Annotated in this window: 25 protein-coding genes, 1 other RNA gene and 1 riboswitch; of the genes, 16 read left to right on the forward strand and 10 right to left on the reverse strand. The window is 67.9% G+C overall.

All coding sequences use genetic code 11. The features are described from left to right. The first annotated feature begins 19 nt into the window (after window positions 1–19). The 5 genes from VK92_RS30570 (at window position 20) to cobA (ending at window position 4,531) form a co-directional block, all read left to right on the forward strand. A complete protein-coding gene (locus VK92_RS30570; protein WP_021160778.1) occupies window positions 20–571 on the forward strand; it encodes a DUF934 domain-containing protein in 552 nt (183 codons plus the stop codon). After that, window positions 568–1,317 carry a phosphoadenylyl-sulfate reductase gene (locus VK92_RS30575; protein WP_048022586.1) on the forward strand — a complete coding sequence of 250 codons (750 nt, stop codon included), beginning with the start codon at window positions 568–570 and terminating at the stop codon, window positions 1,315–1,317. The genes VK92_RS30570 and VK92_RS30575 overlap by 4 nt, the downstream gene beginning before the upstream one ends. A 76-nt stretch (window positions 1,318–1,393) precedes the next feature. After that, window positions 1,394–2,356 carry a sulfate adenylyltransferase subunit CysD gene (gene cysD / locus VK92_RS30580; protein ID WP_021160780.1) on the forward strand — a complete coding sequence of 321 codons (963 nt, stop codon included), beginning with the start codon at window positions 1,394–1,396 and terminating at the stop codon, window positions 2,354–2,356. Window positions 2,357–2,378: 22 nt separating this feature from the next. Further along, window positions 2,379–3,695 carry a sulfate adenylyltransferase subunit 1 gene (locus VK92_RS30585; RefSeq protein WP_021160781.1) on the forward strand — a complete coding sequence of 439 codons (1,317 nt, stop codon included), beginning with the start codon at window positions 2,379–2,381 and terminating at the stop codon, window positions 3,693–3,695. Window positions 3,696–3,781: 86 nt separating this feature from the next. Beyond that, a complete protein-coding gene (cobA, locus tag VK92_RS30590; RefSeq protein WP_048022585.1) occupies window positions 3,782–4,531 on the forward strand; it encodes a uroporphyrinogen-III C-methyltransferase in 750 nt (249 codons plus the stop codon). A 106-nt stretch (window positions 4,532–4,637) separates the two neighbouring features. On the opposite strand, the gene VK92_RS30595 is transcribed toward cobA, so the two are convergent. Genes VK92_RS30595 through lptF form a run of 3 tightly spaced genes read right to left on the reverse strand, consistent with a single transcriptional unit; the run spans window position 4,638 to window position 7,292 of the window. Next, window positions 4,638–5,021 (reverse strand): sirohydrochlorin chelatase, encoded by a 384-nt coding sequence (locus VK92_RS30595; RefSeq protein ID WP_048022584.1) that lies wholly within the window; start codon window positions 5,019–5,021, stop codon window positions 4,638–4,640. Between the two features lie 27 nt (window positions 5,022–5,048). Next, on the reverse strand, window positions 5,049–6,197 hold the full coding sequence (gene lptG, locus VK92_RS30600) for an LPS export ABC transporter permease LptG (RefSeq protein ID WP_048022583.1): 1,149 nt from the start codon (window positions 6,195–6,197) through the stop codon (window positions 5,049–5,051). A 3-nt stretch (window positions 6,198–6,200) separates the two neighbouring features. Beyond that, window positions 6,201–7,292: an LPS export ABC transporter permease LptF gene (lptF, locus tag VK92_RS30605; RefSeq protein WP_021160785.1), complete on the reverse strand. Its 1,092-nt coding sequence runs from the start codon at window positions 7,290–7,292 to the stop codon at window positions 6,201–6,203. A 122-nt stretch (window positions 7,293–7,414) separates the two neighbouring features. Between lptF and VK92_RS30610 the strand changes: the two genes are divergently transcribed. Genes VK92_RS30610 through VK92_RS30620 form a run of 3 tightly spaced genes read left to right on the forward strand, consistent with a single transcriptional unit; the run spans window position 7,415 to window position 10,176 of the window. Then, complete coding sequence (locus tag VK92_RS30610; protein ID WP_021160786.1) at window positions 7,415–8,926, forward strand: leucyl aminopeptidase; 1,512 nt, start codon at window positions 7,415–7,417, stop codon at window positions 8,924–8,926. A 34-nt stretch (window positions 8,927–8,960) separates the two neighbouring features. Beyond that, complete coding sequence (locus VK92_RS30615) at window positions 8,961–9,377, forward strand: DNA polymerase III subunit chi (protein WP_021160787.1); 417 nt, start codon at window positions 8,961–8,963, stop codon at window positions 9,375–9,377. Between the two features lie 25 nt (window positions 9,378–9,402). Continuing rightward, window positions 9,403–10,176: a DUF2486 family protein gene (locus VK92_RS30620; protein WP_048022582.1), complete on the forward strand. Its 774-nt coding sequence runs from the start codon at window positions 9,403–9,405 to the stop codon at window positions 10,174–10,176. 142 nt (window positions 10,177–10,318) lie between these two features. Here VK92_RS30620 and VK92_RS30625 read toward each other — a convergent pair whose 3' ends face one another. Both VK92_RS30625 and ilvD read right to left on the reverse strand, forming a co-directional pair. After that, complete coding sequence (locus tag VK92_RS30625) at window positions 10,319–10,645, reverse strand: c-type cytochrome (protein ID WP_021160789.1); 327 nt, start codon at window positions 10,643–10,645, stop codon at window positions 10,319–10,321. A gap of 127 nt (window positions 10,646–10,772) precedes the next feature. Further along, window positions 10,773–12,446, reverse strand: coding sequence for a dihydroxy-acid dehydratase (gene ilvD, locus VK92_RS30630; protein WP_021160790.1), 1,674 nt, complete (start codon window positions 12,444–12,446; stop codon window positions 10,773–10,775). A 135-nt stretch (window positions 12,447–12,581) separates the two neighbouring features. Here ilvD and VK92_RS30635 point away from each other — a divergent pair, with 135 nt between their 5' ends. Continuing rightward, a complete protein-coding gene (locus VK92_RS30635) occupies window positions 12,582–13,496 on the forward strand; it encodes a LysR substrate-binding domain-containing protein (RefSeq protein ID WP_048022581.1) in 915 nt (304 codons plus the stop codon). Between the two features lie 89 nt (window positions 13,497–13,585). Continuing rightward, window positions 13,586–14,476 carry a prolipoprotein diacylglyceryl transferase gene (lgt, locus tag VK92_RS30640; RefSeq protein ID WP_048022580.1) on the forward strand — a complete coding sequence of 297 codons (891 nt, stop codon included), beginning with the start codon at window positions 13,586–13,588 and terminating at the stop codon, window positions 14,474–14,476. Between the two features lie 109 nt (window positions 14,477–14,585). Here lgt and VK92_RS30645 read toward each other — a convergent pair whose 3' ends face one another. The 5 genes from VK92_RS30645 to VK92_RS30660 form a co-directional block, all read right to left on the reverse strand. Next, window positions 14,586–15,326, reverse strand: coding sequence for an SIMPL domain-containing protein (locus VK92_RS30645; protein ID WP_048022579.1), 741 nt, complete (start codon window positions 15,324–15,326; stop codon window positions 14,586–14,588). A 189-nt stretch (window positions 15,327–15,515) separates the two neighbouring features. Beyond that, window positions 15,516–15,977, reverse strand: coding sequence for an EVE domain-containing protein (locus tag VK92_RS30650; RefSeq protein ID WP_021160795.1), 462 nt, complete (start codon window positions 15,975–15,977; stop codon window positions 15,516–15,518). 71 nt (window positions 15,978–16,048) lie between these two features. Beyond that, a non-coding RNA gene (ssrS, locus tag VK92_RS39245) (6S RNA) lies at window positions 16,049–16,230 on the reverse strand. Window positions 16,231–16,311: 81 nt separating this feature from the next. Continuing rightward, window positions 16,312–16,626 carry a cell division protein ZapA gene (locus VK92_RS30655; RefSeq protein WP_011352906.1) on the reverse strand — a complete coding sequence of 105 codons (315 nt, stop codon included), beginning with the start codon at window positions 16,624–16,626 and terminating at the stop codon, window positions 16,312–16,314. After that, window positions 16,623–16,973 carry a hypothetical protein gene (locus VK92_RS30660; RefSeq protein ID WP_021160796.1) on the reverse strand — a complete coding sequence of 117 codons (351 nt, stop codon included), beginning with the start codon at window positions 16,971–16,973 and terminating at the stop codon, window positions 16,623–16,625. Before VK92_RS30660 ends, VK92_RS30655 begins: the two co-directional genes overlap by 4 nt. A gap of 154 nt (window positions 16,974–17,127) precedes the next feature. Then, a riboswitch (cobalamin riboswitch) is annotated at window positions 17,128–17,381 on the forward strand. A 65-nt stretch (window positions 17,382–17,446) separates the two neighbouring features. Here VK92_RS30660 and VK92_RS42115 point away from each other — a divergent pair. Genes VK92_RS42115 through cobC form a run of 6 tightly spaced genes read left to right on the forward strand, consistent with a single transcriptional unit; the run spans window position 17,447 to window position 21,918 of the window. Continuing rightward, window positions 17,447–17,668: a hypothetical protein gene (locus VK92_RS42115; protein ID WP_131723238.1), complete on the forward strand. Its 222-nt coding sequence runs from the start codon at window positions 17,447–17,449 to the stop codon at window positions 17,666–17,668. Next, window positions 17,665–18,663, forward strand: a complete 999-nt coding sequence (locus VK92_RS30665; RefSeq protein WP_021160798.1) for a FecCD family ABC transporter permease — start codon at window positions 17,665–17,667, stop codon at window positions 18,661–18,663. Before VK92_RS42115 ends, VK92_RS30665 begins: the two co-directional genes overlap by 4 nt. After that, window positions 18,660–19,475 carry an ABC transporter ATP-binding protein gene (locus VK92_RS30670; RefSeq protein WP_048022578.1) on the forward strand — a complete coding sequence of 272 codons (816 nt, stop codon included), beginning with the start codon at window positions 18,660–18,662 and terminating at the stop codon, window positions 19,473–19,475. The genes VK92_RS30665 and VK92_RS30670 overlap by 4 nt, the downstream gene beginning before the upstream one ends. A gap of 52 nt (window positions 19,476–19,527) precedes the next feature. Next, a complete protein-coding gene (cobT, locus tag VK92_RS30675; RefSeq protein ID WP_042975791.1) occupies window positions 19,528–20,583 on the forward strand; it encodes a nicotinate-nucleotide--dimethylbenzimidazole phosphoribosyltransferase in 1,056 nt (351 codons plus the stop codon). Then, window positions 20,573–21,349 carry an adenosylcobinamide-GDP ribazoletransferase gene (locus VK92_RS30680; protein WP_042975792.1) on the forward strand — a complete coding sequence of 259 codons (777 nt, stop codon included), beginning with the start codon at window positions 20,573–20,575 and terminating at the stop codon, window positions 21,347–21,349. The genes cobT and VK92_RS30680 overlap by 11 nt, the downstream gene beginning before the upstream one ends. Further along, window positions 21,334–21,918 carry an alpha-ribazole phosphatase gene (gene cobC, locus VK92_RS30685; RefSeq protein ID WP_048022577.1) on the forward strand — a complete coding sequence of 195 codons (585 nt, stop codon included), beginning with the start codon at window positions 21,334–21,336 and terminating at the stop codon, window positions 21,916–21,918. The genes VK92_RS30680 and cobC overlap by 16 nt, the downstream gene beginning before the upstream one ends. Window positions 21,919–22,009: the final 91 nt, after the last annotated feature.

Consider the following 22,009-nt stretch of genomic DNA (forward strand, 5'->3'; position numbering starts at 1 on the left):
GGGTAGAAGGAATTAGCAGATGGCTTCGATTATCAAGAACCGCGCAGTGATCGACGATGCATGGCAGGTCGTGCGCGCGGCGGAAGACGGTGCACTGCCCGCGGTCGACGCGTTGCCGGCCGGCAAGGTGCTGGTGCCGTTCGCGTTGTGGCAGGCCGAGCGCGCGGCGCTCGTCGCCGCGAAGACGAAGGACGAGCTCGGCGTGTGGCTCGCCCCGGACAGCGAGCCGGCCGATCTCGTGGCCGACTTCGGCGCGATTTCGCTGGTCGCCGTCGACTTCCCGCGCTTCGCGGACGGCCGCGGCTACAGCATCGCGCGCCTGCTGCGCGAGCGCCACGGCTGGACGGGCGAACTGCGCGCGATCGGCGACGTGCTGCGCGACCAGTTGCTGTACATGTCGCGTTGCGGCTTCGACGCATTCGCGGTGCGCGCCGACAAGGACATCCACGACGCGCTGAACGCGTTCACGGAATTCACGCAGCGTTATCAGGGCGCGTTCGATCAGCCCGAACCGCTGTTCCGCCGCCGCGCCGCGGCGGCTGGCGTGGCTGAAGCGAAGGTGGGCGCATGAGCACCGCCGCCGCCACCGCGCTGAGCCCGGAACTCGCCGCGAAGGTCGAGCGCCTCGACGCGCTGCTCGCGCAGATCGGTGCGCGTCACGACAAGGTGAAGTTCGCGAGCAGTCTCGCGGCGGAAGACATGCTGCTGACGCACGCGATCCTGTCGAAGGGCGTCCGGATCGGCATCTTCTCGCTGAACACGGGCCGCCTGCATGCGGAAACGCTCGGCATGATCGACCGCGTGCGCGAGCGCTACGGCTACGAGATCGAGCAGTTTCACCCGCAGCAGGACGCGGTCGACCAGTACGTCGCCGAGCACGGCCTGAACGCGTTCTACGAAAGCGTCGAGCTGCGCAAGTCGTGCTGCCACATCCGCAAGGTCGAGCCGCTGAATCGCGCGCTGGCCGACGTCGGGGCATGGGTCACGGGCCAGCGCCGCGAGCAGTCGGTCACGCGTGCCGAGCTGCACGAGGAAGAGCAGGACGAAGCGCGCGGGATCGCGAAGTACAACCCGCTCGCCGACTGGACGGAAAGCGACGTGTGGGCGTACCTTAACGCGTTTGACGTGCCGGTGAACCCGCTGCATGCGCGCGGCTATCCGAGCATCGGCTGCGAGCCCTGTACGCGGGCGATCCGCCCCGGCGAGGACAGCCGCGCGGGCCGCTGGTGGTGGGAGTCGCGCGACACGAAGGAATGCGGACTGCACATCACGATCACGCCGATTCCCGCGGACGCCGTTGCCGGCGCCACGCACTGAAAGCCTGACAAGAAACTGAATATTGCGCCGCCCGCGACAGCGGGCGGCACGAACCCAGAAGAGAAGGACTGAAATCATGAGCACGACGCTCGAGCAATCCGCCTTTGCCCCGCCCGCCGGTGCCGACAACCGCATGGGCCACCTCGACTGGCTCGAAGCCGAGTCGATCCACATCCTGCGCGAACTGGTCGCCGAATGCAGCAAGCCGGCGCTGTTGTTCTCGGGCGGCAAGGATTCGGTCGTCGTGCTGCACCTGGCGCTGAAGGCGTTCGGCCTCGGCGCGAACCGCAAGACGACGCTGCCGTTCCCGCTCGTGCACATCGACACGGGCCACAACTACGAAGAAGTGATCGACTTCCGCGACCGCCGCGCGAAAGAACTCGGCGCCGAGCTGGTCGTCGGTCACGTCGAGGATTCGATCAAGCGCGGCACGGTCGTGCTGCGCCGCGAAACCGATTCGCGCAACGCCGCACAGGCCGTCACGCTGCTCGAGACGATCGAACAGTACGGCTATACGGCGCTGATCGGCGGTGCGCGCCGCGACGAAGAGAAGGCACGCGCGAAGGAGCGGATCTTCTCGTTCCGCGACGAATTCGGCCAGTGGGACCCGAAGGCGCAGCGCCCGGAACTGTGGAGCCTGTACAACGCCCGCCTGCACAACGGCGAGCACCTGCGCGTGTTCCCGATCTCGAACTGGACGGAACTCGACGTGTGGCAGTACATCGCGCGCGAGAACCTCGAACTGCCGTCGATCTACTACGCGCACCAGCGCGAGATCGTGCGCCGCAACGGCCTGCTCGTGCCGGTCACGCCGCTCACGCCGATGCGTGACGGCGAGACCAGCGAGCTCGCGCAGGTGCGCTTCCGTACCGTGGGCGACATCAGCTGCACGTGCCCGGTCGAGAGCGACGCGGACGACGTCGAGAAGATCATCGCCGAGACGGCGGTGACCGAGATCACCGAACGCGGCGCGACCCGGATGGACGACCAGGCGTCCGAAGCCGCGATGGAACAGCGCAAGAAGCAAGGTTATTTCTGAAGCACACGAGGACATTCACATCATGAGCATCATCGAGAACACCGAAGACCTCGGCGTGTTGCGCTTCATCACCGCAGGCAGCGTCGACGACGGCAAGAGCACGCTGATCGGCCGCCTGCTGTACGACAGCAAGGCCGTGCTGTCCGACCAGCTGTCCGCGCTGTCGCGCGCGAAGAACAAGCGCACGGTCGGCGACGAGCTCGACCTCGCGCTCCTGACCGACGGTCTCGAAGCCGAGCGCGAGCAGGGCATCACGATCGACGTCGCGTACCGCTACTTCGCGACCGCGAAGCGCAAGTTCATCATCGCCGATACGCCGGGCCACGAGCAGTACACGCGCAACATGGTGACGGGCGCATCGACCGCGCACGCGGCGATCATCCTGATCGACGCGACACGCGTGACGGTCGAGAATGGCGTCGCCGACCTGCTGCCGCAGACCAAGCGTCACAGCGCGATCGTCAAGCTGCTCGCGCTGCAGCACGTGATCGTCGCGATCAACAAGATGGACCTCGTCGACTACAGCGAAGCGCGCTTCAACGAGATCCGCGACGCGTACGTCACGCTGGCGAAGCAGCTCGGCCTCACCGACGTGCGCTTCGTGCCGGTGTCGGCGCTGAAGGGCGACAACATCGTCGGCGCGAGCGAACGCATGCCGTGGTACGCGGGCGAACCGCTGCTCGACGTGCTCGAATCGCTGCCGGTCGAGACGCAGGCGCATGACGCGCTGCGCTTCCCGGTGCAGTGGGTCGCGCGCCAGGACGGCAGCTCGGCCGACGATTTCCGCGGCTACATGGGCCGTATCGAGTCGGGCGAGGTGAAGGTCGGCGACGAGATCGCCGTGTTGCCGTCGAACCGCACGGCAACGGTCGCCGAGATCGTCGCGCCGGTGCCGGGCGGCACCGCGTCGGTCGCGCACGCGTTCGCGGGCCAGACCGTGACGATCCGCCTCGCGGAAGACGTCGACGTGTCGCGCGGCGACATGTTCGTCACCTCCGGCGAGCCGGTTGCACCGGCGAAGAAGCTCGAAGCCGATCTGTGCTGGTTCGACGAGACGCCGCTGTCGCCGCAGCGCAAGTACCTGCTGAAGCAGACCACCAGCACGGTGTTCGCGAAGATCGGCGGCGTCAAGCAGGTGCTCGACGTGCACACGCTGTCGCATGCGACCGACCGTCACGACCTGAAGATGAACGACATCGGCCGTGTCGCGCTGACGCTGCAGAAGCCGATCGTCTGCGACACGTACGACGCGCATCCGGGTACCGGTGCGTTCGTGCTGATCGACGAGGCGACGCATCACACGGTCGCCGCGGGCATGATCCGGGCGTTCTCGGCGTAATCGTCAATCTGCGCGGCAAACCGCGCCGCCACACGGCGGCGCGGGCCGTAAGCAAACGTCCGCACGGACGAAGCGAAGCGACAAACATGGGCAAGGTGTATCTGATCGGAGCAGGGCCGGGCGCGGCGGACCTCATCACGGTGCGTGGCGCGCGGCTGCTCGCGCAGGCGGACGTCGTGCTGCACGACGCGCTCGTCGAGCCCGCGATGCTCGACTACGCGCCGAACGCGCGCCGGATCGCGGTCGGCAAGCGCTGCGGGCAGCGCTCGACCGCGCAGCACTTCATCAACAAGCAGATCGTCGATGCGGCGCGCGAGCACGCGTGCGTCGTGCGGCTCAAGGGCGGTGACCCGATGCTGTTCGGTCGTGCCGAAGAGGAGATGCGCGCGCTGGAAGCAGCCGGCATCGACTACGAGGTCGTGCCGGGCATCACCGCGGCACTGGCCGGCGCGGCGACGCTGAAGCGTTCGCTGACGCTGCGCGGCGTGTCGCGCAGCGTTGCGTTCGCGACGCACAGCCGCGCGCCGGGCAGCGACGAGATCCGCGAAGCCGCGCGCGCCGATTCGATCGTCTACTACATGGGCCGCGACAGCGCGCCCGGCATCGCGCAGGAACTGATCGACGCAGGCCGTGCGCCGGCGACGCCCGTGGCGATCGTCGAGGCGTGCAGCACCGCGCGCGAGCGCACGCTGACCCTGACGCTCGCGCAGATGGCGGCGGGCGACGCGCAGGCGTGGCTCGATCCCGCGGAACCGAGCCTGCTGATGATCGGCGATGCGTTCGCCGAGCGCGCCGGACAGGCGAAAGAGGGCGATTCGCTGCGAAATGCGGCCTGAGCGGGGCGGCCTGAGCGGGATCCCGCCGCAGTCCGAAACAAAAAAGCGCCGGCTTCATCAAGCCGGCGCTTTTTCTTTGTGCAACGCTGACCGCTAACCGCGCGGCTCACGCGTTGCCGTCGATCTGGTCGATACAGTAGCGCGCGATCGCGTCGAGCACGCCGTCGTCTTCGCCGACGGCCGTCGCGCAGCGGATCTCGATGCCCGGATGCGCGGCGCGGCACGCATCGACGAGTTGCGGCAGATCGCGGCGGACATGGCCGCCCTGGCCGAAGAACACGGGCACCACGGTGATGTGCGAGCAACCGGCCGCGACCTGCGCGGCGACCGCGTCACCGAGCGTCGGCGTCATCAGTTCGAGGAACGCGAGCGACACGTGGGCCGCGGGGGAGGCGGCGCCGCGCAGCCGCGCGGCGAGCCGCTCGAACGGCTCGGCCCAGCGCGGGTCGCGGGCGCCGTGGCCGAACAGGACGATGCCGTGCGAACTCATGTCGAAGCCTCCGTCATGACGCGGCGCTCAGTGCCGGTCGACCCACTTGAGCGCGAACAGGCCGAGCGCGAGATAGATCAGGCCCGGCGTCGCGGCAGTGAGCGGCGCGGGCCACGTGTTCAGCGTGCCGATGTGCGAGAACAGCGTGTTGAGGAGCTGGAAGCTCATGCCGAGCATGATGCCGCCGAACACCTTCACGCCGACCACGCCCGCCCGCGTGTGCAGGTAGGCGAACGGCAGCGACAGCACGAGCATCACGAACACGGCGAACGGATACAGCAGCTTGCGCCACAGTGCGATGTCGTAGCGCTGCGTGTCCTGCTGGTTCTCGCGCAAATGCTGGATGTAGCGGAACAGGTTGATGATCGACATGCGCTCCGGCGACACGAGCAGCACCGACAGGATCTGCGGCGTCAGGTCCGAACGCAGCCGGTATTCGGGCAGCGATACCTGCTGCGAGCGGTACACCGGGTTGAGCGCGTCGGCCGGCTGGCCGCTGATCGGCTTGATCTGCGTCAGCTCGGTCTCGGAGACGCCCTTCAACAGCCAGTGGCCGGGCGGCTCGTAGCGTCCCGTCTGCGCGATCCGCACGTTCTGGAGCTGGAACTTCGAATCGAATTCGTAGATGCGCACGTTGCTGATCGTCGAGTCGGGCGACAGGCTGCCGACGTTGACGAAACGCGTGACCTGCTCGCCGTTTTCGCGGGCCGCGAGCGTGTCCTTCACCCACACGCCAGACTGGAAGTTCGACGATACCGATGCGCCCAGCGCCTGCAGCCGCACGCGCTCGGACAACTGATCGGCGTAGGGGCCGACGAATTCGCCGATCAGGTAGGTGACGATCACGAGCGGAATGCCGATCTTCAGCAGCGAGCGCAGCGCCTGGTTGGTCGCGAGACCCGACACGCGGAAGATCGTGAATTCCGAGTTCGCGGCCATCTGCGCGAACACGTAGATCGCGCTGATCAGCGCGGCGACCGGGATGATCTCGTAGAAGCGCGACGGGGTCTGCAGCGCGACGCGCAACACCGCGTAGCCGAACTTGTAGTTGCCGTGCCCGACCGAGTTCAGTTCGCTGATCAGGTCGAAGAAGAAGAACAGGCCCGAGAACGCGAACAGGATGAAGACGAACGTGACGTAGATCTGTCGCGCGAAGTACTTTTCATAGAGCCGCATCGATCATGCTCCCGAGCGGCCGAACAGCGCGCGTGTAAACAGCGGACGATTGCGCACGCGCAACCAGAAGATGAACGCGACGATCGCGGCGACGACGAGGTGCAGGCCGACCAGGCCGACGCCGAACGACATCTTGCCCTGCTCGATCTGCGCCTGCACGACGTTCAGCAGGTTCGAGTACGTGAGGTAGATCAGCACGGCCATCACGAGGTTGATCGTGCGGCTGCGGCGCGGGTTCTGGTACGACAGCGGAATGCCGAGCACCAGCAGGTTGATCGCGATCAGCGGCAGCCCCGCGCGCCACGCGAATTCCGCGAGGTTGTCGCGCGTCGGGTTGCGCAGCAGGTCCGGCGTCGGCGTGCTGTTCGTGGTCGGCACGTTGGTGACCGGCGTGCTCGTGATCTTCACGCCGTAGCGCTCGAACTCCATGATCTTGAAGTTCGGCTGGCCGGGCGTGCCGTCGTAGCGGCGGCCGTCTTCCAGGACGACGAAGCGGCTGCCGTCGCGCGTTTCCGTGTGACCCGTCTGCGATACGACCACGTTGACCTTGCCGTTCTCGGTCGACGTGACGAACACGTTCTGCACCTTGCTCTGGTCGGGCGTCATCTTCTCGATGAAGAACACGCGGTGGTTCGTGGCCGACTCGCGGAACTGGCCCGGCGCGAGCAGCGAGATCTCGTCGCGCTGCTGGAAGCGTGCCTTGATCATCTTGCTTTGCTGGTTCGACCACGGCCAGCCGACGAACGCGAAGAAGGCGATCAGCAGGATGATCGGCGTGGCGAACACGCCGATCGGCTTGATGAGGCGCGTGAGGCTTACGCCCGACGCGAGCCACACGACCATTTCGGAGTCCCGGTACCACCGGGTCAGCACGAACAGGATCGACACGAACAGCGTGACGACGAGCATCACGGCGAGGTAGCCGATCACGGTGAGGCCGATCAGCACGAGGACGTCCCGCGGATCGATTTCACCGGACGCGGCGTAACCGACGATGCGGATCATCATCGTCGTGAGCATGATCGTGAGCAGCACCATGAACACGGCGCCAGCCGTATACGCAAGCTCGCGCTGGAGGGAGCGTTCGAAGATCATTCTTGAAGAGAAGAGGGCGGGAGGCTGCGCACGCGTAGCGGAGCGCTCGCGCCGCCACGGGAAAAATAGCGGATAATTGCGGCTTTCATCCTTAGCCCAGATTTTATCCGAGGACAAGCGCGATGGACTTTAGCATAAAAGGCTGTGATTGGAGCAAAGGCGAGGCGAAGGGGTTCCTGACCGGGAAGTCCGATTGCATCGTGCTCGGCATCTTCGAGGCGCAGACCCTCTCGGGCGCGGCGCTCGACATCGACACGGCCACCAAGGGACTGATTTCGCGCGTGGTGAAGGCCGGCGACATGGACGGCAAGCGCGGCAAGACGCTGTTCCTGCACGAAGTGTCGGGCATCGGCGCGTCGCGCGTGCTGCTCGTCGGCCTCGGCAAGCAGGATGCTTTCAACCAGAAAGCCTATAACGACGCAGCGACGGCCGCGTGGCGCGCGCTGCTGGCGACCAAGGTCGTCCAGGTCACGTTCACGCTCGCGCAACTGCCGGTCGACGAGCGCAGCTCCGACTGGGGCGTGCGCGCGGCGATTCTCGCGCTGCGCAACGAGACCTACCGCTTCACGCAGATGAAGAGCAAGCCGGAACCGGCGTCGCACACGCTCAAGCGCGTCGTGTTCAGCGTCGATCCGTCCGACGAAAAGGCTGCGAAGGTCGCGGTCAAGCAGGCCGTCGCGCTCGCGAACGGGATGGATCTCACCCGCGACCTCGGCAACCTGCCGGGTAACGTCTGCACGCCGACCTACCTCGGCAACACCGCGAAGAAGATCGCGAAGGATTGGGGCCTGAAGGCGGAAGTGCTCGGGCTCAAGCAGATCCAGGCGCTGAAGATGGGCTCGTTCCTGTCGGTCGCGCGCGCGTCGGTCGAGCCGCCGCAGTTCATCGTGCTGCACTACCAGGGCGCCGCCGCGAAGGCCGCGCCGGTCGTGCTGGTCGGCAAGGGCATCACGTTCGACACGGGCGGCATCTCGCTGAAGCCGGGCGAGGGCATGGACGAGATGAAGTACGACATGTGCGGCGCCGGTTCGGTGCTCGGTACGATGCGTGCGGTCGCCGAAATGGGCCTGAAGATCAACGTCGTCGCGATCGTGCCGACCTGCGAGAACATGCCGGGCGGCAACGCGACGAAGCCGGGCGACATCGTCACCAGCATGAAGGGCCTGACGATCGAGGTGCTGAACACCGACGCCGAAGGGCGCCTGATCCTGTGCGACGCGCTGACGTATGCCGAGCGCTTCAAGCCGGCCGCCGTGATCGACGTCGCAACGCTGACGGGCGCGTGCGTGATCGCGCTGGGCGGCCACAACAGCGGCCTGTTCTCGACGAACGACGCGCTTGCGGGCGAACTGCTCGACGCGTCGCGCGAGGCGAACGACCCGGCATGGCGCATGCCGCTCGACGACGAGTACCAGGATCAGCTGAAGTCGAACTTCGCGGATCTCGCGAACATCGGCGGGCGCCCGGCCGGCGCCGTGACCGCCGCGTGTTTCCTGTCGCGCTTCACCGACAGCTATCCGTGGGCGCACCTCGACATCGCGGGCACCGCGTGGAAGGGCGGCGCGGCGAAGGGGGCGACGGGCCGCCCGGTGCCGCTGCTCGCGCAGTTCCTGATCGACCGCGCCGGCCAGTGATGGCGGTGTTGACGACGCTGCGGGTACGCGGGCAATGACGCGGATCGATTTCCACTCGAACGTCGGCGATTCGCTCGCGTACGCGTGCCGGCTGCTGCGCAAGGCCTACCAGGCCGGGCAGCCGGTCGTCGTGCTCGCCGAGCCCGCGCGCCTGCGCGCGCTCGACGAGCGGCTCTGGACGTTCTCGCCGCTCGATTTCATCCCGCATTGCGGTGTCGACAGCGAGCACGCAGCCGGCACGCCGATCGTGCTGGCCGCGGATCTCGACCGCGCACCGCATCATCACGTGCTGCTGAACCTCGGCGCGGCCGTGCCTGCGCAGTTCGCCCGCTTCGAGCGCCTGCTCGAAGTGGTCGGCAACGCGCCGGACGAGCTGGCCGCGGGCCGCGACCGCTACCGGTTCTACCGCGACCGCGGATACGCGCTGAACAACTACAAGCAGGGCAGCTAGCCGCAACCGTCGACGGAGTGTTCCCGTGACAGAAGCCGATTCATCCTCGATCCCGACGCTGACCGACGTGCTGGTGCCGGGCAAGCCGGTGCCGGCGCGCGGGCCCGCGCCCGACGCTGCGCAGCCGCCTGCCGGCGCGGCGATTCCGGTGCTGACCGACGTGGTCGCGCCGCGCACCGCGGGTGCGGCGCCGGCCGATTCCATGCCCGACGCGCTCGCCCCCGATTCCGTCGTGGTCGAACCCGTGCCGACGCCGCACGTGCCGGTGGTCGAACTGCCGGGCGACGAGGCGGTGGAGACTGCGGCTGTCGCCGCCGCCGCGCTTGGCGAGACCGATGCGCCGGCGGAGCCCGGCGCCGCGGAGCACGTGGTTGCCGAAGACTCGGCGGCGATGAGTGCGCCGCTGCGCTCGTCGCTGGCCGACGACGATGTGATGCCGCACGCGTTCGTCGCGGTGGCGCGTGAGGCGGTCGGGCACGCGCGGGAGGCGCACGTGCCGGAGGCCATCGCAGCGGCCGCCGCGCCGCAGCAGGATGCGCAGGCAGTGGCCGGACTGACGCCGGAAGATGCCCAGCACATCGCCGAGCGCCTGCGCAATCGCCTGACGAACTATCTGACCGGGGACGGGCGCGACGCCATCGAGGCCCGTTGTCGCGACGCGCTGCACGAGCATTCGGCCTGGCTGGTCGGCCAGATCACGCGCGAAGTGGCGCTGGCGCTGGAAACCGAGGTGATGGACTGGGTTCGCGACGCGGTCGACGAAGAAATCGCACGCCGCCGCGCCGGTCATGCCGGTTGAGTGCGCGGCCGTACAGGTGAAAAACGGGGTGCGATTCCAGTAAAGGCCGGTGAAGCGGCCGGCGAGGTGCAGGTCGGCCCTCGGCGGGCCTGCCTGCCGGCGGAGCCCCGCGTGACGGCGGTTTCCGCCCGTTGAACCCGGGTCAGCGTACCGACAGCGCCCATTGCGCGAGTGTGTGGGCTTCGGTGCTCGTCAGTTGCGTATTGGCGGGCATCGGCACACTGCCCCACACGCCGACGCTGCCTTTCACGATCGATTGGGCGAGGTAATCGACGGCGTCGCCGCGCGCCGCATACTTGCCGGCGATGTCGCGGAACGACGGGCCCATCAGCGGTTTGCCGATCGCGTGGCAGGCCATGCAGTTCTTGCGCTGGGCAAGCGCGAGCCCGTCGGCCTGGTCGGCGCGCGCCGCCGCCCCGCTGCCGATCAGCAGCGTGGCGAGCAGGACGCGCAATATCGAGTGTTTCATGCGGATCTCCGCCGGCGGGGACGGCCGGCTTCATGACCCGCGCATTATAAAAGCAAAGGGAAAGCGCGTTTTGCGCGTTCCCCCGGCGGTCATGTTTAACGGGGTCGCATGCGCTGATGTACCCGTGTCAACCTGTGACGGCACCCTGGTTCGCGGGCCGGGCGAGTGCCGCGAATTTCGCGAGCACGCCACGCGTGTAGCGCGGTGCCGGCTGTTGCCACGCGGCGCGGCGGCGCGCGAGTTCCGCGTCGTCCACGTTCAACTGCAGCAGCAGCCGGTGCGCGTCGATCGTGATCGAGTCGCCTTCCTGCACGAGCGCGATCGTGCCGCCGACGAACGCCTCGGGCGCGACATGGCCGACCACCATGCCCCAGGTGCCGCCCGAGAAGCGGCCGTCGGTGATGAAGCCGACCGATTCGCCGAGCCCCTTGCCGATGATCGCGGACGTCGGCGCGAGCATTTCGGGCATGCCGGGGCCACCCTTCGGGCCGAGATAGCGCAGCACGAGGATGTCGCCTGCCTGGATCCGGTCGCCGAGAATCGCATCCATCGCGCTCTGCTCGTCGTCGAACACCCGCGCCGGGCCCGTGATCACGGGGTTCTTCAGGCCGGTGATCTTCGCGACCGCGCCGTCTTCCGCGAGATTGCCTTTCAGGATCGCAAGGTGGCCTTCCTTGTACAGCGCGCGGTCGATCGGGAAGATCACGTCCTGGTCCGCGCGCGGCACGGCGGGCACGTCCTTCAGTTCGTCGGCGATCGTGCGGCCGGTGATCGTCATGCAGTCGCCGTGCAGCAGCCCCGCGTCGAGCAGGATCTTCAGCACCTGCGGAATCCCGCCGGCCCGGTGCAGGTCGGTCGCGACGTACTTCCCCGACGGCTTGAGGTCGCAGATCACGGGCACGCGCTTGCGGATGCGCTCGAAGTCGTCGATCGTCCAGTCGACCTCGGCCGCGTGCGCGATCGCAAGATAGTGCAGCACGGCATTGGTCGAACCGCCCGTCGCCATGATCACCGACACCGCGTTCTCGATCGATTCCTTCGTGATGATGTCGCGCGGCTTCAGGTCGCGCTTCACGGCCTCGACGAGCACGCGCGCCGACTCGGCGGCCGAATCGACCTTCTCCTGGTCGGGGTTGGCCATCGTCGACGAGTACAGCAGCGACATCCCGAGCGCCTCGAACGACGAACTCATCGTGTTCGCGGTGTACATCCCGCCGCACGAACCCGACGTCGGGCATGCGTTCTGCTCGACCCCTTCGAAATCCTCCTGCGACATCCGGCCCGCGGTGAATTCGCCGACGGCCTCGAACGACGAGACGATCGTCAGGTCGCGGCCTTTCCAGTGGCCGGGGCGGATCGTGCCGCCGTACACGTAGATGCCCGGCACGTTCAGGCGCGCGAGCGCGATCATCCCGCCCGGCATGTTCTTGTCGCAGCCGCCGACGACGACCACGCCATCCATCCATTGCCCCTGCACGCAGGTCTCGATGCAGTCGGCGATCACCTCGCGCGACACGAGCGAGTACTTCATGCCTTCGGTGCCCATCGACATGCCGTCCGAAATCGTCGGCGTGCCGAAGATCTGCGGGTTCGCATCGGATGCCTTCACGGCCGCGACGGCTGCGTCCGACAGGCGCTGCAGGCCCGAATTGCACGGCGTGATCGTCGAATGGCCGTTCGCGATGCCGATCATCGGCTTGTCGAAATCGTCCTTCTGGTAACCGAGCGCGTAATACATCGAGCGATTCGGCGATCGGGCCACGCCTTGCGTAATGTGCCTCGAGCGGCGGTTGTAAGCCATGGGGGACTCCATCGTTGTCTGGGCAGCGCCGGTGAACGGTGCGCCGGTTCGGATCAGTCAAGCATGGAGTTTCCGGATTGGGATGTCCAATATATTATTTGTGGCCTATTAAGTCGTTTCCTGAATGAAGGACGCATGGCTGATCCGACTCCCGACCTGCGCCAGTGGCGCTATTTCGCGACCGTTGCGGACGAGCGCCATTTCGGCCGCGCGGCCGAACGCCTGTCGATGACGCAGCCGCCGCTGTCGCAGGCGATCCGCGCGCTCGAGGACACGCTCGGCGTCGCGCTGTTCGCGCGCAGCAAGCGTTCGGTGGCGCTGACGGCGGTTGGTGCCGCACTGTTGCCCGATGTGCGCCGGCTGCTTGCGTCGGCCGATGCGTTGCCGCCGCTGGCGCGACGGCTCGCGCGCGGCGAGGCCGGCTCGTTGTCGCTCGCGTTCGTGTCGACCGCCGATTACGGGCTGCTTCCCTCGCTGCTGCGGGCGTTCGGCGCGCGTTATCCGCAGGTGCGCCTGCAACTCGCGGAGGCGACGAGCGACGTGCAGATCGACGAACTCGTCGCCGGCCGCATCGATGCGGGGCTCGTCATTCCGCCCGTGCCGCCGCGCCACGCGGCCGGGCTGTCGTACCTGCCCGTCCTGCGCGAGCCGCTGGTGATCGCGATGCCGGCGGCCGCGAGCGACGCGCCTGAAGACGAGCCCGTCCATCTCGCGGAAGTCGCCGCGTTGCCGCTCGTGATCTTTCCGCGTCGTTTGGCGCCCGGCTTTTATGACATCATTACGGGCTGCTACGGCGCGGCGGGGGAAACCCCGTGCATCGGCCAGGAGGCGATCCAGATGCAGACGATCGTCAGCCTCGTGTCGGCCGGCATGGGCGTCGCACTGGTGCCGCAATCGCTGCGTAACCTGCGGCGCACCGGCGTGGTCTACCGGCCGCTCGCCGGTCACGCGCCGGTCGTCGAGACGGGCCTCGTGTGGCGTACCGGCGACGTGAGCCCCGTGCTGGCCGGCTTCCTCGACGTCGTGCGCGCGCAGGGGCTCGCCACGTGACGTGAACGATGGCGCGCCGGTGCCGTCCAACGCGCGGTGCTGCGCGTGTGCGACGGCCGTACCGCATTCGAAAACTTCTTCGCTAACCCATGATCATTCACCCGAATTTCGACCCCGTTGCGATCCATCTCGGGCCGCTGGCCGTGCGCTGGTACGGGCTCATGTATCTCGTCGGCTTCATCGCGGCGATCGTCGTCGGCCGGATCCGCCTGAAGCTGCCGCACGTCGCGGCGCAGGGCTGGACCGTGAAGGACATCGACGACATGATGTTCTACGGCGTGCTCGGCACCGTGCTCGGCGGCCGCCTCGGCTACGTGCTGTTCTACAAGGCCGATTTCTACTTCTCGCATCCGCTCGACGTGTTCAAGGTGTGGGAGGGCGGCATGTCGTTTCACGGCGGCTTCCTCGGCGTGACGCTCGCGATGATGTTGTTCGCGTGGCAGCGCAAGCGCCATTGGCTGCAGGTCACCGATTTCGTCGCGCCGATGGTGCCGACGGGGCTCGCGGCCGGGCGGCTCGGCAACTTCATCAACGGTGAACTGTGGGGCCGCGTGACCGATCCGTCCGCACCGTGGGCGATGCTGTTCCCGGGCGCGATGCGCGACGATGCGGCATGGTTGCCGAAGCATCCGGAACTCGTCGAGAAGTGGCATCTCGCCGACGTGTTCATGCAATACCAGATGCTGCCGCGTCATCCTTCGCAGCTCTATGAAATTGCGCTCGAAGGCATCGTGCTGTTCTTCGCGCTGTTCCTCTTCGCGCGCAAGTCGCGGCCGATGGGCGCCGTGTCCGCGCTGTTCCTGATCGGCTACGGCCTCGCGCGCTTCACGGTGGAGTTCGCGCGCGAACCCGACGATTTCCTCGGCCTGCTCGCGCTCGGCCTGTCGATGGGGCAGTGGCTGTCGCTGCCGATGATCATCGCGGGCATCGCGTTGATGGTCTGGGCGTATCGCCGCCGCGCGGCGAATGCCGTTGCGTGAGGTGATGGCGATGCACGCGCGATCGGCGCGTGCATGGTCCCACGCATTGAAATGAAAACGCCGGCCTTCGGGCCGGCGTTTTTCATTTCGGACTGCCGCGCGCTGCGCGTTACTTCATCTGCACGGAACCGTTGACGGTGACCGACACGGTGGCCTTGCCGCCTTCGACCGCGATGGGTGCGCTCATCTTCGCGCTGTCCATCGGTGCCGCGGCCATTGCCATCATGCGCGGATACGGCTGCACGTTGCGGCCGCCGCCGACGTTCACGTCGCGGATCGTGTAGCTGCTGTAGCCGAATGCCTTCGCGGCTTCGTCCGCGCGGGCGCGGAACGACTTGATCGCCTCGGTCGTCAGCTTCTGCTCGGCTGCGCGCTGCGCTTCGGGCGACAGCGAGAACTCGACGTTCGCGACCTGCATCAGGTTCGACAACTGGCCGGCCAGCTTCGACGCCGCGGCGAAATCGCGCGATTCGAGCGCGACCTCGGTGCGGCCGCGCCATGCGGAAATCTTGCCGTCGCGATCGGTGCTCGGATAGACGGAGAATGCGCCCGTGTGTGCCGTGACGCCCGATACGCTTTTCGCCTGCGACAGGGCGGCGTCGGCGCGCTGGTTCAACTGCGCGGTGAGGCTGCCCGGATCCTTGGCCTGCTGCTCGTAGAACAGCGTGATGTGGATGATGTCCTGCGGCACGTCGGCGCTGGCCTGCGACGACAGCGACAGCACGCCTGCCGGCTCCGGAAAGTGCGGGTTCGCGGCCTGCGCGTGCGCGGCGGGTGACGCGAGCGTCAGCGCGACGGGAACGGCGGCGGCAAGGGCGAGCGACAGCGCGAGTGCGGATTTCTTGGTCATTGTTGGACTCCTTGTGCGAGGGCGCGCACGCGGATCACGCGTGCGCGACGCGGGCGTACCGCGCGACGAAAAGAACGACGGCCGGCTTGATCGGCCGGCAGCGGTTGCTTAGGCCGCGCGAAAGTGCCGCGAGTTCCGTGGCAGCAGCGCATACTGACCAGATTTGACGTTTGGCGTGCGCCTGCTTGCCTACTTCATCAGCTTTTCGGTGATGAACCGCCATTCGGCGCGCGTGACGGGCGTGATCGACAGCCGGTTGCCGCGCGCGAGCACGCGCATGTCGGCGAGTTCGTCGTGTTCGCGCAGCGCAGCGAGCGGCACGAGCGGCGATTTTTTCACGTAGCGCACGTCGACGAGCAACCATCGCGGCGCTTCCCGGGTCGACTTCGGATCGTAATAGGGGCTTTTCGGATCGAACTGCGTGGGGTCGGGGTAGGGCGTCGACGATACTTCGGCGAGGCCCGCGATGCCCGGCTCGGGGCAGCTCGAGTGATAGAACAGCACGCCGTCGCCGATCTTCATCGTGTCGCGCATGAAATTGCGCGCCTGATAATTGCGCACGCCCGTCCACGGCAGCGAGCGCTGCGGTGCGTTGGCGAGATCGTCGATGCTTGCTTCGTCCGGTTCGGACTTCATCAGCCAGTATTGCATGGATCGTGATCGACGCAGAAAGAGGCTGCTACAAAAGAAAACGGCACCGGGCTTCGCCCGATGCCGTTGGATAGGCCCCCGCCTTGGCCGCTAGGCCGGCATCCTGAACCTGAGGTTCAGAATTGGTCGCAGTTAGCAGCACTTCGGGTACATCAGACAGAGTGACGCGCGCGCCCGTGCTACAAATTTCCGCAACCGTGCACATGGCATTGGTTCAAGGAATATATGACCTTGGCGAACCAGGCAGGGAAGCTGACTGAACTGTGATTCGATGCGCCAATTTGACCACCGTTGATCGCCGAGATCAAGGGGAATCGACGCATCGATTAAAACGTTACTGCGTCTCGTGCTGTGCGAGCACCGCGCCGAGCTGTTCATTCATCTGGTGCATTGTACGACGGATTTCCTCCGCCGGAAATGCTTCACCGTGCCGCACGCTCGTTTGCAGCCGCAGCAATTCGGACGCGAGCGACAGCGCCGCCATCACGGCGATGCGATCGGTGCCGCGTACCGAGCTGTTCGAGCGGATTTTCGACATTTCGGCGTCGACGCGCGCGACCGCTTCGAGCAGTGCCGCTTCGGTCTCGGCCGAGCAGGCGAGCCGATAGGCCTGACCGAGAATCGAGACTTCGATCTGCTTGGTGCTCATGCATGTTCTCCGTGGCTGGCCGCGTCATCGCCATCCGTACGCGCCTGCGCATCCAGCAGGTCGAGCTGGTTGTCGGCTTGCTCCGCACTTTTCGAGCGCGGCAGCTTTTCGAGAATCGCGTTCAGTTTCACCTGGGCGTCGTCGATCTTTGCCGACAGCGTGTCGCGCTCGGCCGCGAGCGCATTGCGTTCGTCGCGCAGTTGCGCGAGTTCCGCGCGGACCGTGTCCGCGTCCGCGCGCAATTGCGCGACCTGCTCCTCGAGCGCGAGCCGTTCCGAGTGATAGCGCTTGTTCAGCGAAATCAGACGGCCAATATTTTGAGATAGGGTTTCGAGTTCGTTGAGCATTTGCTGCGTCCTCTAAAGACCCAGCATTTTAGCGCGGAATAACGCGCAAACCGACATCTGTAACGTTTCCAGTCGTAACACCCCTGCTTCTTGCCGCGAATCGGCGCGTCACGTGCGTGTCCGGATGCTTCCTTGACGCTCGTGCGGCCCGCTCCTAAACTGGCGCCGCCTCGGTGCTCGCGCGTGCAACGCGCGGTTAAACGGGAAGCAGGGCGCGGGCTCCGCCAGGACGCCGCCAACCTGCGCTGCCCCCGCAACGGTAAGCGGCCGCGTTGCATGACGCAGGCCGGCTCGGGCGCGTTTCGCATGCACGTTTCGCATGCGGACGCGGGCCACTGCGCGTCTTCGCGCGGGAAGGCGAGCCGGATCGCCGCCAGCCCGGATACCGGCCGAGGCGGGGAGCCCGCACGGGCTTCGTGACGCACGGCCCGCGGGGAAGCGGGGCGTGCAGTGCTTCACGGGATTGATCTTCGATGCTGACCCCAATCGTCGGCGGCGCCGATTTCTGCCATCTTGATGACGTTCTCGAACCGGGCGACCACCGGAAGGTCGTCGCGCGCGTCGACCACCTGACCGCAAGGATCACGAGCTTGGCTATGCCTGCAACACGCTGCACTGCGCCGATGTCGCGCCCGGCCCGCAGCGGTGGCGCGCCGATGTGCACTGCATCGGCCGTCGCGCGGAGTGCCGCATGAGCGCCGCACGCGCCACCGCGATCTGGGCCGCATTGGCCGCGGCGGTCGCGTTGCTGTTCGTCGCGTCGCTGTCGATCGGCAGCGTGCCGATGTCGCCGTGGCAGGCGCTCGCGTCGCTCGTGCCGCATGGCGGCGACGCGCTGTTCGCCGACATCGTCCGCACGCTGCGCCTGCCGCGCGCGCTCGCGGGCTTCGCGTGCGGTGCGCTGCTCGCGCTGGCCGGCTCGTTGTTGCAGGTGTTGCTGCGCAACCCGCTCGCCGATCCGTACGTGCTCGGCGTGTCCGGCGGCGCGGCCGGCTTCGCGCTCGTCGCGATGATCGCGGGCGGCGCATGGTGGCTCGTCGATGTGTCGGCGTTTGCCGGCTCGCTCGTGTCGGTCGCGCTCGTGCTCGGACTCGCGCGCCGCGAGCTGGGGCGCGGCGAGTCGCGCGATGCGTCGCCGCGGCTGCTGCTCACGGGCGTCGTGATCGCGGCAGGGTGGGGCGCGCTCGTCACGCTGCTGCTGTCGCTCGCGCCCGATGCGCGGCTGCGCGGCATCATCTTCTGGCTGACGGGCGACCTGAACGGCGTGAGCACACCGTGGTTCGCGTGGGGCGCGCTGCTGCTGGCCGCGTGCATCGCACTGCCGGCCGCGCCGCAACTGAACGTGCTGCTGCGCGGCGATGCGACGGCGCTCGCGCTCGGCGTGCCGGTCGCGCGCCTGCGTGTGCGGATCTATCTCGTCGCGTCGCTGGCCGCCGCGGCCGCAGTGACGACCGCCGGCACGATCGGCTTCGTCGGCCTCGTCGTGCCGCACGCGCTGCGGCTCGCATTCGGCAACGACCAGCGGATGTTGCTGCCGGCCGCGATGCTCGCGGGCGGCGGCGGCGTGATGGCCGCCGACCTGCTCGCACGCACCGCGATCGCGCCCGCGCAACTGCCGGTCGGCGTGATGACCGCGTTGATCGGCGTGCCGGTGTTCCTGTGGATGTTGCTCAGGAGGCCGATGCGATGACCCGTGCCGCATTGCGCGCCAGCGGCGACGAGATGAGCTGCGCGGCCGTCGGCCTGACGCTGAAGGCTGGCGCGCGCACGCTGCTCGACGGCTTCACGCAGGCGTTCCGTCCGGGCGAGATCTGGTGCATCGCCGGGCCGAACGGCGCAGGCAAGACGACGCTGCTTGCGACCCTCGCGGGGCTGCAGCCGCCGGCCGGCGGACACGTCGCGATCGACGGCCGCCCGCTTTCCGCATGGCCGCCCGCGCAGCTCGCGCAGCGCCGCGCGCTGATGCCGCAGCAACTGCACGACGCATTCAGCGCGACCGTGTTCGATACGGTGTTGCTCAACCGCTTTCCGTATCTCGGCGGCTGGGGCTGGGAGCGCGACGGCGACCGCGCGGCCGCGCGCGACGCGCTGGCGACCTTCGACCTGACCGCGCTTGCGTCGCGCGACGTGCTGTCGCTGTCGGGCGGCGAGCGGCAGCGCGTCGCGCTGGCCGCGACGCTGTGCCAGGACGCGCCGTTGATGCTGCTCGACGAACCGCTCGTGCATCTCGACCTGCATCACCAGATCGATTGCCTGACCGCGCTGGCCGCCTGGCTCGACGCGGGCCCGCGCACGGTGCTGTTCTCGTGCCATGATCTGAATCTCGCGCGGCGTTTCGCGACGCATGCGCTGTTGCTCGACGGCCGTGGCCACGCGTGGGCCGGCCCCGTGCACGACGTGCTGACACCCGAGCGCGCGAGCGACGCGTTCGGTTATCCGCTCGTGCTGATCCGCGAGAAAGGCCGCGACGCGCTGCTGCCGGCGTGGCCCGAGCGACAATGACGTTTCCTTTTCCGATGCGCGGTGCACGCCGCGCCCACGACACGGCTTCCCGATGACGACCCCGACCCACTTCCCGCCCGCGATCGCACCGCTCGACGACGTGCTGCGCAAGCGCCTGCAGCATGTGATCGACCACAAGACCAAGCCGCCCGGCAGCCTCGGCCAGCTCGAGGCAGTTGCGCTGCAGGTCGGCCTGATCCAGCACACCGAGCGGCCGGTCGTGCAGCGTCCCGTGATGATCGTGTTCGCCGGCGATCACGGGATTGCCGCCGAAGGCGTGAGCCCCTATCCGCAAGCGGTGACCGCACAGATGGTCGCGAACTTCCTCGCCGGCGGCGCGGCAATCAACGCGTTCTCGGGCGTCGCGCAGAGCACGCTCGAGATCGTCGATGCGGGCGTCGCGTCGCCGCTGCCGCTGTCCGACCGCCTGGTGTCGCTGCCGGTCGCGCGCGGCACGCGCAACTTCGCGACGGAACCGGCGATGACGCGCGACGAGGCGATGACGGCGCTCGCAGCGGGTGCGGCGCGCGTGCGCCTGCATGCGTCGCTCGGCACGAACGTGATCGGCTTCGGCGAGATGGGGATCGCGAACACGTCGTCGGCCGCGTGCCTGATGAGCCGCCTGCTCGGCGTGCCGATCGACGCGTGCGTCGGGCGCGGCACGGGCCTCGACGACCAGGGCCTCGCGCACAAGCGCGCGGTGCTCGGCCGTGCGCTCGTCAAGCACTCGCACGCGATTGCGCCGCTCGACGTGCTCGCGACGTTCGGCGGCTTCGAGATCGCGATGATGACGGGTGCGTATCTCGCGGCCGCGAGCGAACGGATGACGATCCTCGTCGACGGCTTCATCGCGACGGCCGCATTGCTCGTCGCCGAGCGCATCGCGCCCGGCGTGCGCGACTACTGCGTGTTCTCGCATACGTCGCACGAGGCCGGGCACCGGCGCATGCTCGAGCATTTCGGCGCGAAGCCGCTGCTCGCGCTCGACCTGCGGCTCGGCGAAGGCACGGGCGCGGCGCTCGCGCTGCCGCTCGTGCGTGCGGCTGCCGCGTTCCTCACGGAAATGGCGAGCTTCGAATCCGCCGGTGTCGACGATCGTGACGCCTGATCGCGCGCGCGGCGTGCGGGCCGAACTGCGCTACTTCTTCGTCGCGCTCGGCTACTTCACGCGCGTGCCCGTGCCGCGCGCGATCGGCTACGCGGCCGGCGATCTCGACCAGGCCGCGCGATATTTCCCGCTCGTCGGCGCATGCGTCGGCGCGTGGGGCGCGCTCGTGTATCTGGTCGCGCTGCGCGCGCTGCCCGTGTCGATCGCGGTCGGGCTGTCGATGGCCGCCACGCTGCTCGCCACGGGGGCCTTCCACGAGGACGGCCTCGCCGACAGCTGCGATGCGTTCGGCGGCGGCTATACGCGCGACGACGTGCTGCGCATCATGCACGACTCGCGGATCGGCACGTTCGGTGCGGTCGCGCTCGTGATCGCACTCGGCGTGAAATGGCAGGCGCTCGCGTCGATGCTGCCGTTGCGTGCCGCATGGACGATGATCGCCGCGCACGCGGCGAGCCGCGCGGCGGCCGTGAGCCTGCTGATGACGCTCGACTACGTGCGGCCCGAAGGCAAGGCGAAACCGGTCGCGCAACGGATGGGGGCGCGCGCGGCGTGTGTCGCCGCGCTGTTCGGATTACCGTGGCTGTTCTGGCCCGACTGGCGCATGGGCGTCGCCGCCTGCGTGGCGCTCGTACTCGTGCGCGCGTGGGCAGCCCGCTATTTCGTGAAGCGGATCGGCGGTTATACCGGCGACTGTCTCGGCTTCACGCAACAGCTGTGCGAACTGGCGATCTATCTCGTGGTGCTCGGATGGACGTCGTCCTGATCCGTCATCCGGCCGTCGGTGTCGAGCCGGGCATCTGCTACGGACGCAGCGACGTGCCGCTCGCCGCGCCGGCCGACGCCGGCGCGCAGGCCGTGCGCGCACATCTGTCGCTACTCGGCGCGCCGCTTCCCGAACAGGTCTGGACGAGCCCGCTGACGCGCTGCGCGTCCGTTGCCGAGCGGATCGCGCAGGCATGCGGCGTGCCGCTGCAACGCGATGCGGACTGGCAGGAAATGGATTTCGGCGCGTGGGAGATGCGGCGCTGGGACGATATCGATCGCGCGGCACTCGATGCGTGGGCGGCCGACCTGATGCATGCGTGCGCGCATGGCGGCGAAAGCGTCGCGCGGTTCGCTGCCCGGGTCGCCCGGCGGGCCGATGCCGTCGCACGGTTCGACCGGCCGCAATGGGCGGTCACGCATGCGGGCGTGATCCGCGTGTTCGCGGCGCATGTACTGTGCGTGCCGCTCGATACGCTGTTGTCGCGGCCGGTGCCGACCGGTGGTGTCGTCTGGTTGCGCGCGGAGGCCGCCACGGGAGCGTGGGAAGTGGTGCACTGGGATGAATAGGCGCACCGGCGTCCGCATCTGAACGACGCGGCGCGCGGTCGATCTGTCTCGAACACCGACGCATCGGGTTCAGATGCGCGACGGGCGCGCA

Origin of the sequence: Burkholderia sp. LK4 (assembly GCF_001043615.1) — a bacterium.
Classification (GTDB): domain Bacteria; phylum Pseudomonadota; class Gammaproteobacteria; order Burkholderiales; family Burkholderiaceae; genus Burkholderia; species Burkholderia cepacia.

Coding starts and splice junctions, on each gene's coding strand:
- VK92_RS30570 (WP_021160778.1), top strand. CDS start 20: ATGGCTTCGATTATCAAGAACCGCGCAGTGATCGACGATGCATGGCAG.
- VK92_RS30575 (WP_048022586.1), top strand. CDS start 568: ATGAGCACCGCCGCCGCCACCGCGCTGAGCCCGGAACTCGCCGCGAAG.
- cysD (WP_021160780.1), top strand. CDS start 1,394: ATGAGCACGACGCTCGAGCAATCCGCCTTTGCCCCGCCCGCCGGTGCC.
- VK92_RS30585 (WP_021160781.1), top strand. CDS start 2,379: ATGAGCATCATCGAGAACACCGAAGACCTCGGCGTGTTGCGCTTCATC.
- cobA (WP_048022585.1), top strand. CDS start 3,782: ATGGGCAAGGTGTATCTGATCGGAGCAGGGCCGGGCGCGGCGGACCTC.
- VK92_RS30595 (WP_048022584.1), bottom strand. CDS start 5,021: ATGAGTTCGCACGGCATCGTCCTGTTCGGCCACGGCGCCCGCGACCCG.
- lptG (WP_048022583.1), bottom strand. CDS start 6,197: ATGCGGCTCTATGAAAAGTACTTCGCGCGACAGATCTACGTCACGTTC.
- lptF (WP_021160785.1), bottom strand. CDS start 7,292: ATGATCTTCGAACGCTCCCTCCAGCGCGAGCTTGCGTATACGGCTGGC.
- VK92_RS30610 (WP_021160786.1), top strand. CDS start 7,415: ATGGACTTTAGCATAAAAGGCTGTGATTGGAGCAAAGGCGAGGCGAAG.
- VK92_RS30615 (WP_021160787.1), top strand. CDS start 8,961: ATGACGCGGATCGATTTCCACTCGAACGTCGGCGATTCGCTCGCGTAC.
- VK92_RS30625 (WP_021160789.1), bottom strand. CDS start 10,645: ATGAAACACTCGATATTGCGCGTCCTGCTCGCCACGCTGCTGATCGGC.
- ilvD (WP_021160790.1), bottom strand. CDS start 12,446: ATGGCTTACAACCGCCGCTCGAGGCACATTACGCAAGGCGTGGCCCGA.
- VK92_RS30635 (WP_048022581.1), top strand. CDS start 12,582: ATGGCTGATCCGACTCCCGACCTGCGCCAGTGGCGCTATTTCGCGACC.
- lgt (WP_048022580.1), top strand. CDS start 13,586: ATGATCATTCACCCGAATTTCGACCCCGTTGCGATCCATCTCGGGCCG.
- VK92_RS30645 (WP_048022579.1), bottom strand. CDS start 15,326: ATGACCAAGAAATCCGCACTCGCGCTGTCGCTCGCCCTTGCCGCCGCC.
- VK92_RS30650 (WP_021160795.1), bottom strand. CDS start 15,977: ATGCAATACTGGCTGATGAAGTCCGAACCGGACGAAGCAAGCATCGAC.
- VK92_RS30655 (WP_011352906.1), bottom strand. CDS start 16,626: ATGAGCACCAAGCAGATCGAAGTCTCGATTCTCGGTCAGGCCTATCGG.
- VK92_RS30660 (WP_021160796.1), bottom strand. CDS start 16,973: ATGCTCAACGAACTCGAAACCCTATCTCAAAATATTGGCCGTCTGATT.
- VK92_RS42115 (WP_131723238.1), top strand. CDS start 17,447: ATGCTGACCCCAATCGTCGGCGGCGCCGATTTCTGCCATCTTGATGAC.
- VK92_RS30665 (WP_021160798.1), top strand. CDS start 17,665: ATGAGCGCCGCACGCGCCACCGCGATCTGGGCCGCATTGGCCGCGGCG.
- VK92_RS30670 (WP_048022578.1), top strand. CDS start 18,660: ATGACCCGTGCCGCATTGCGCGCCAGCGGCGACGAGATGAGCTGCGCG.
- cobT (WP_042975791.1), top strand. CDS start 19,528: ATGACGACCCCGACCCACTTCCCGCCCGCGATCGCACCGCTCGACGAC.
- cobC (WP_048022577.1), top strand. CDS start 21,334: ATGGACGTCGTCCTGATCCGTCATCCGGCCGTCGGTGTCGAGCCGGGC.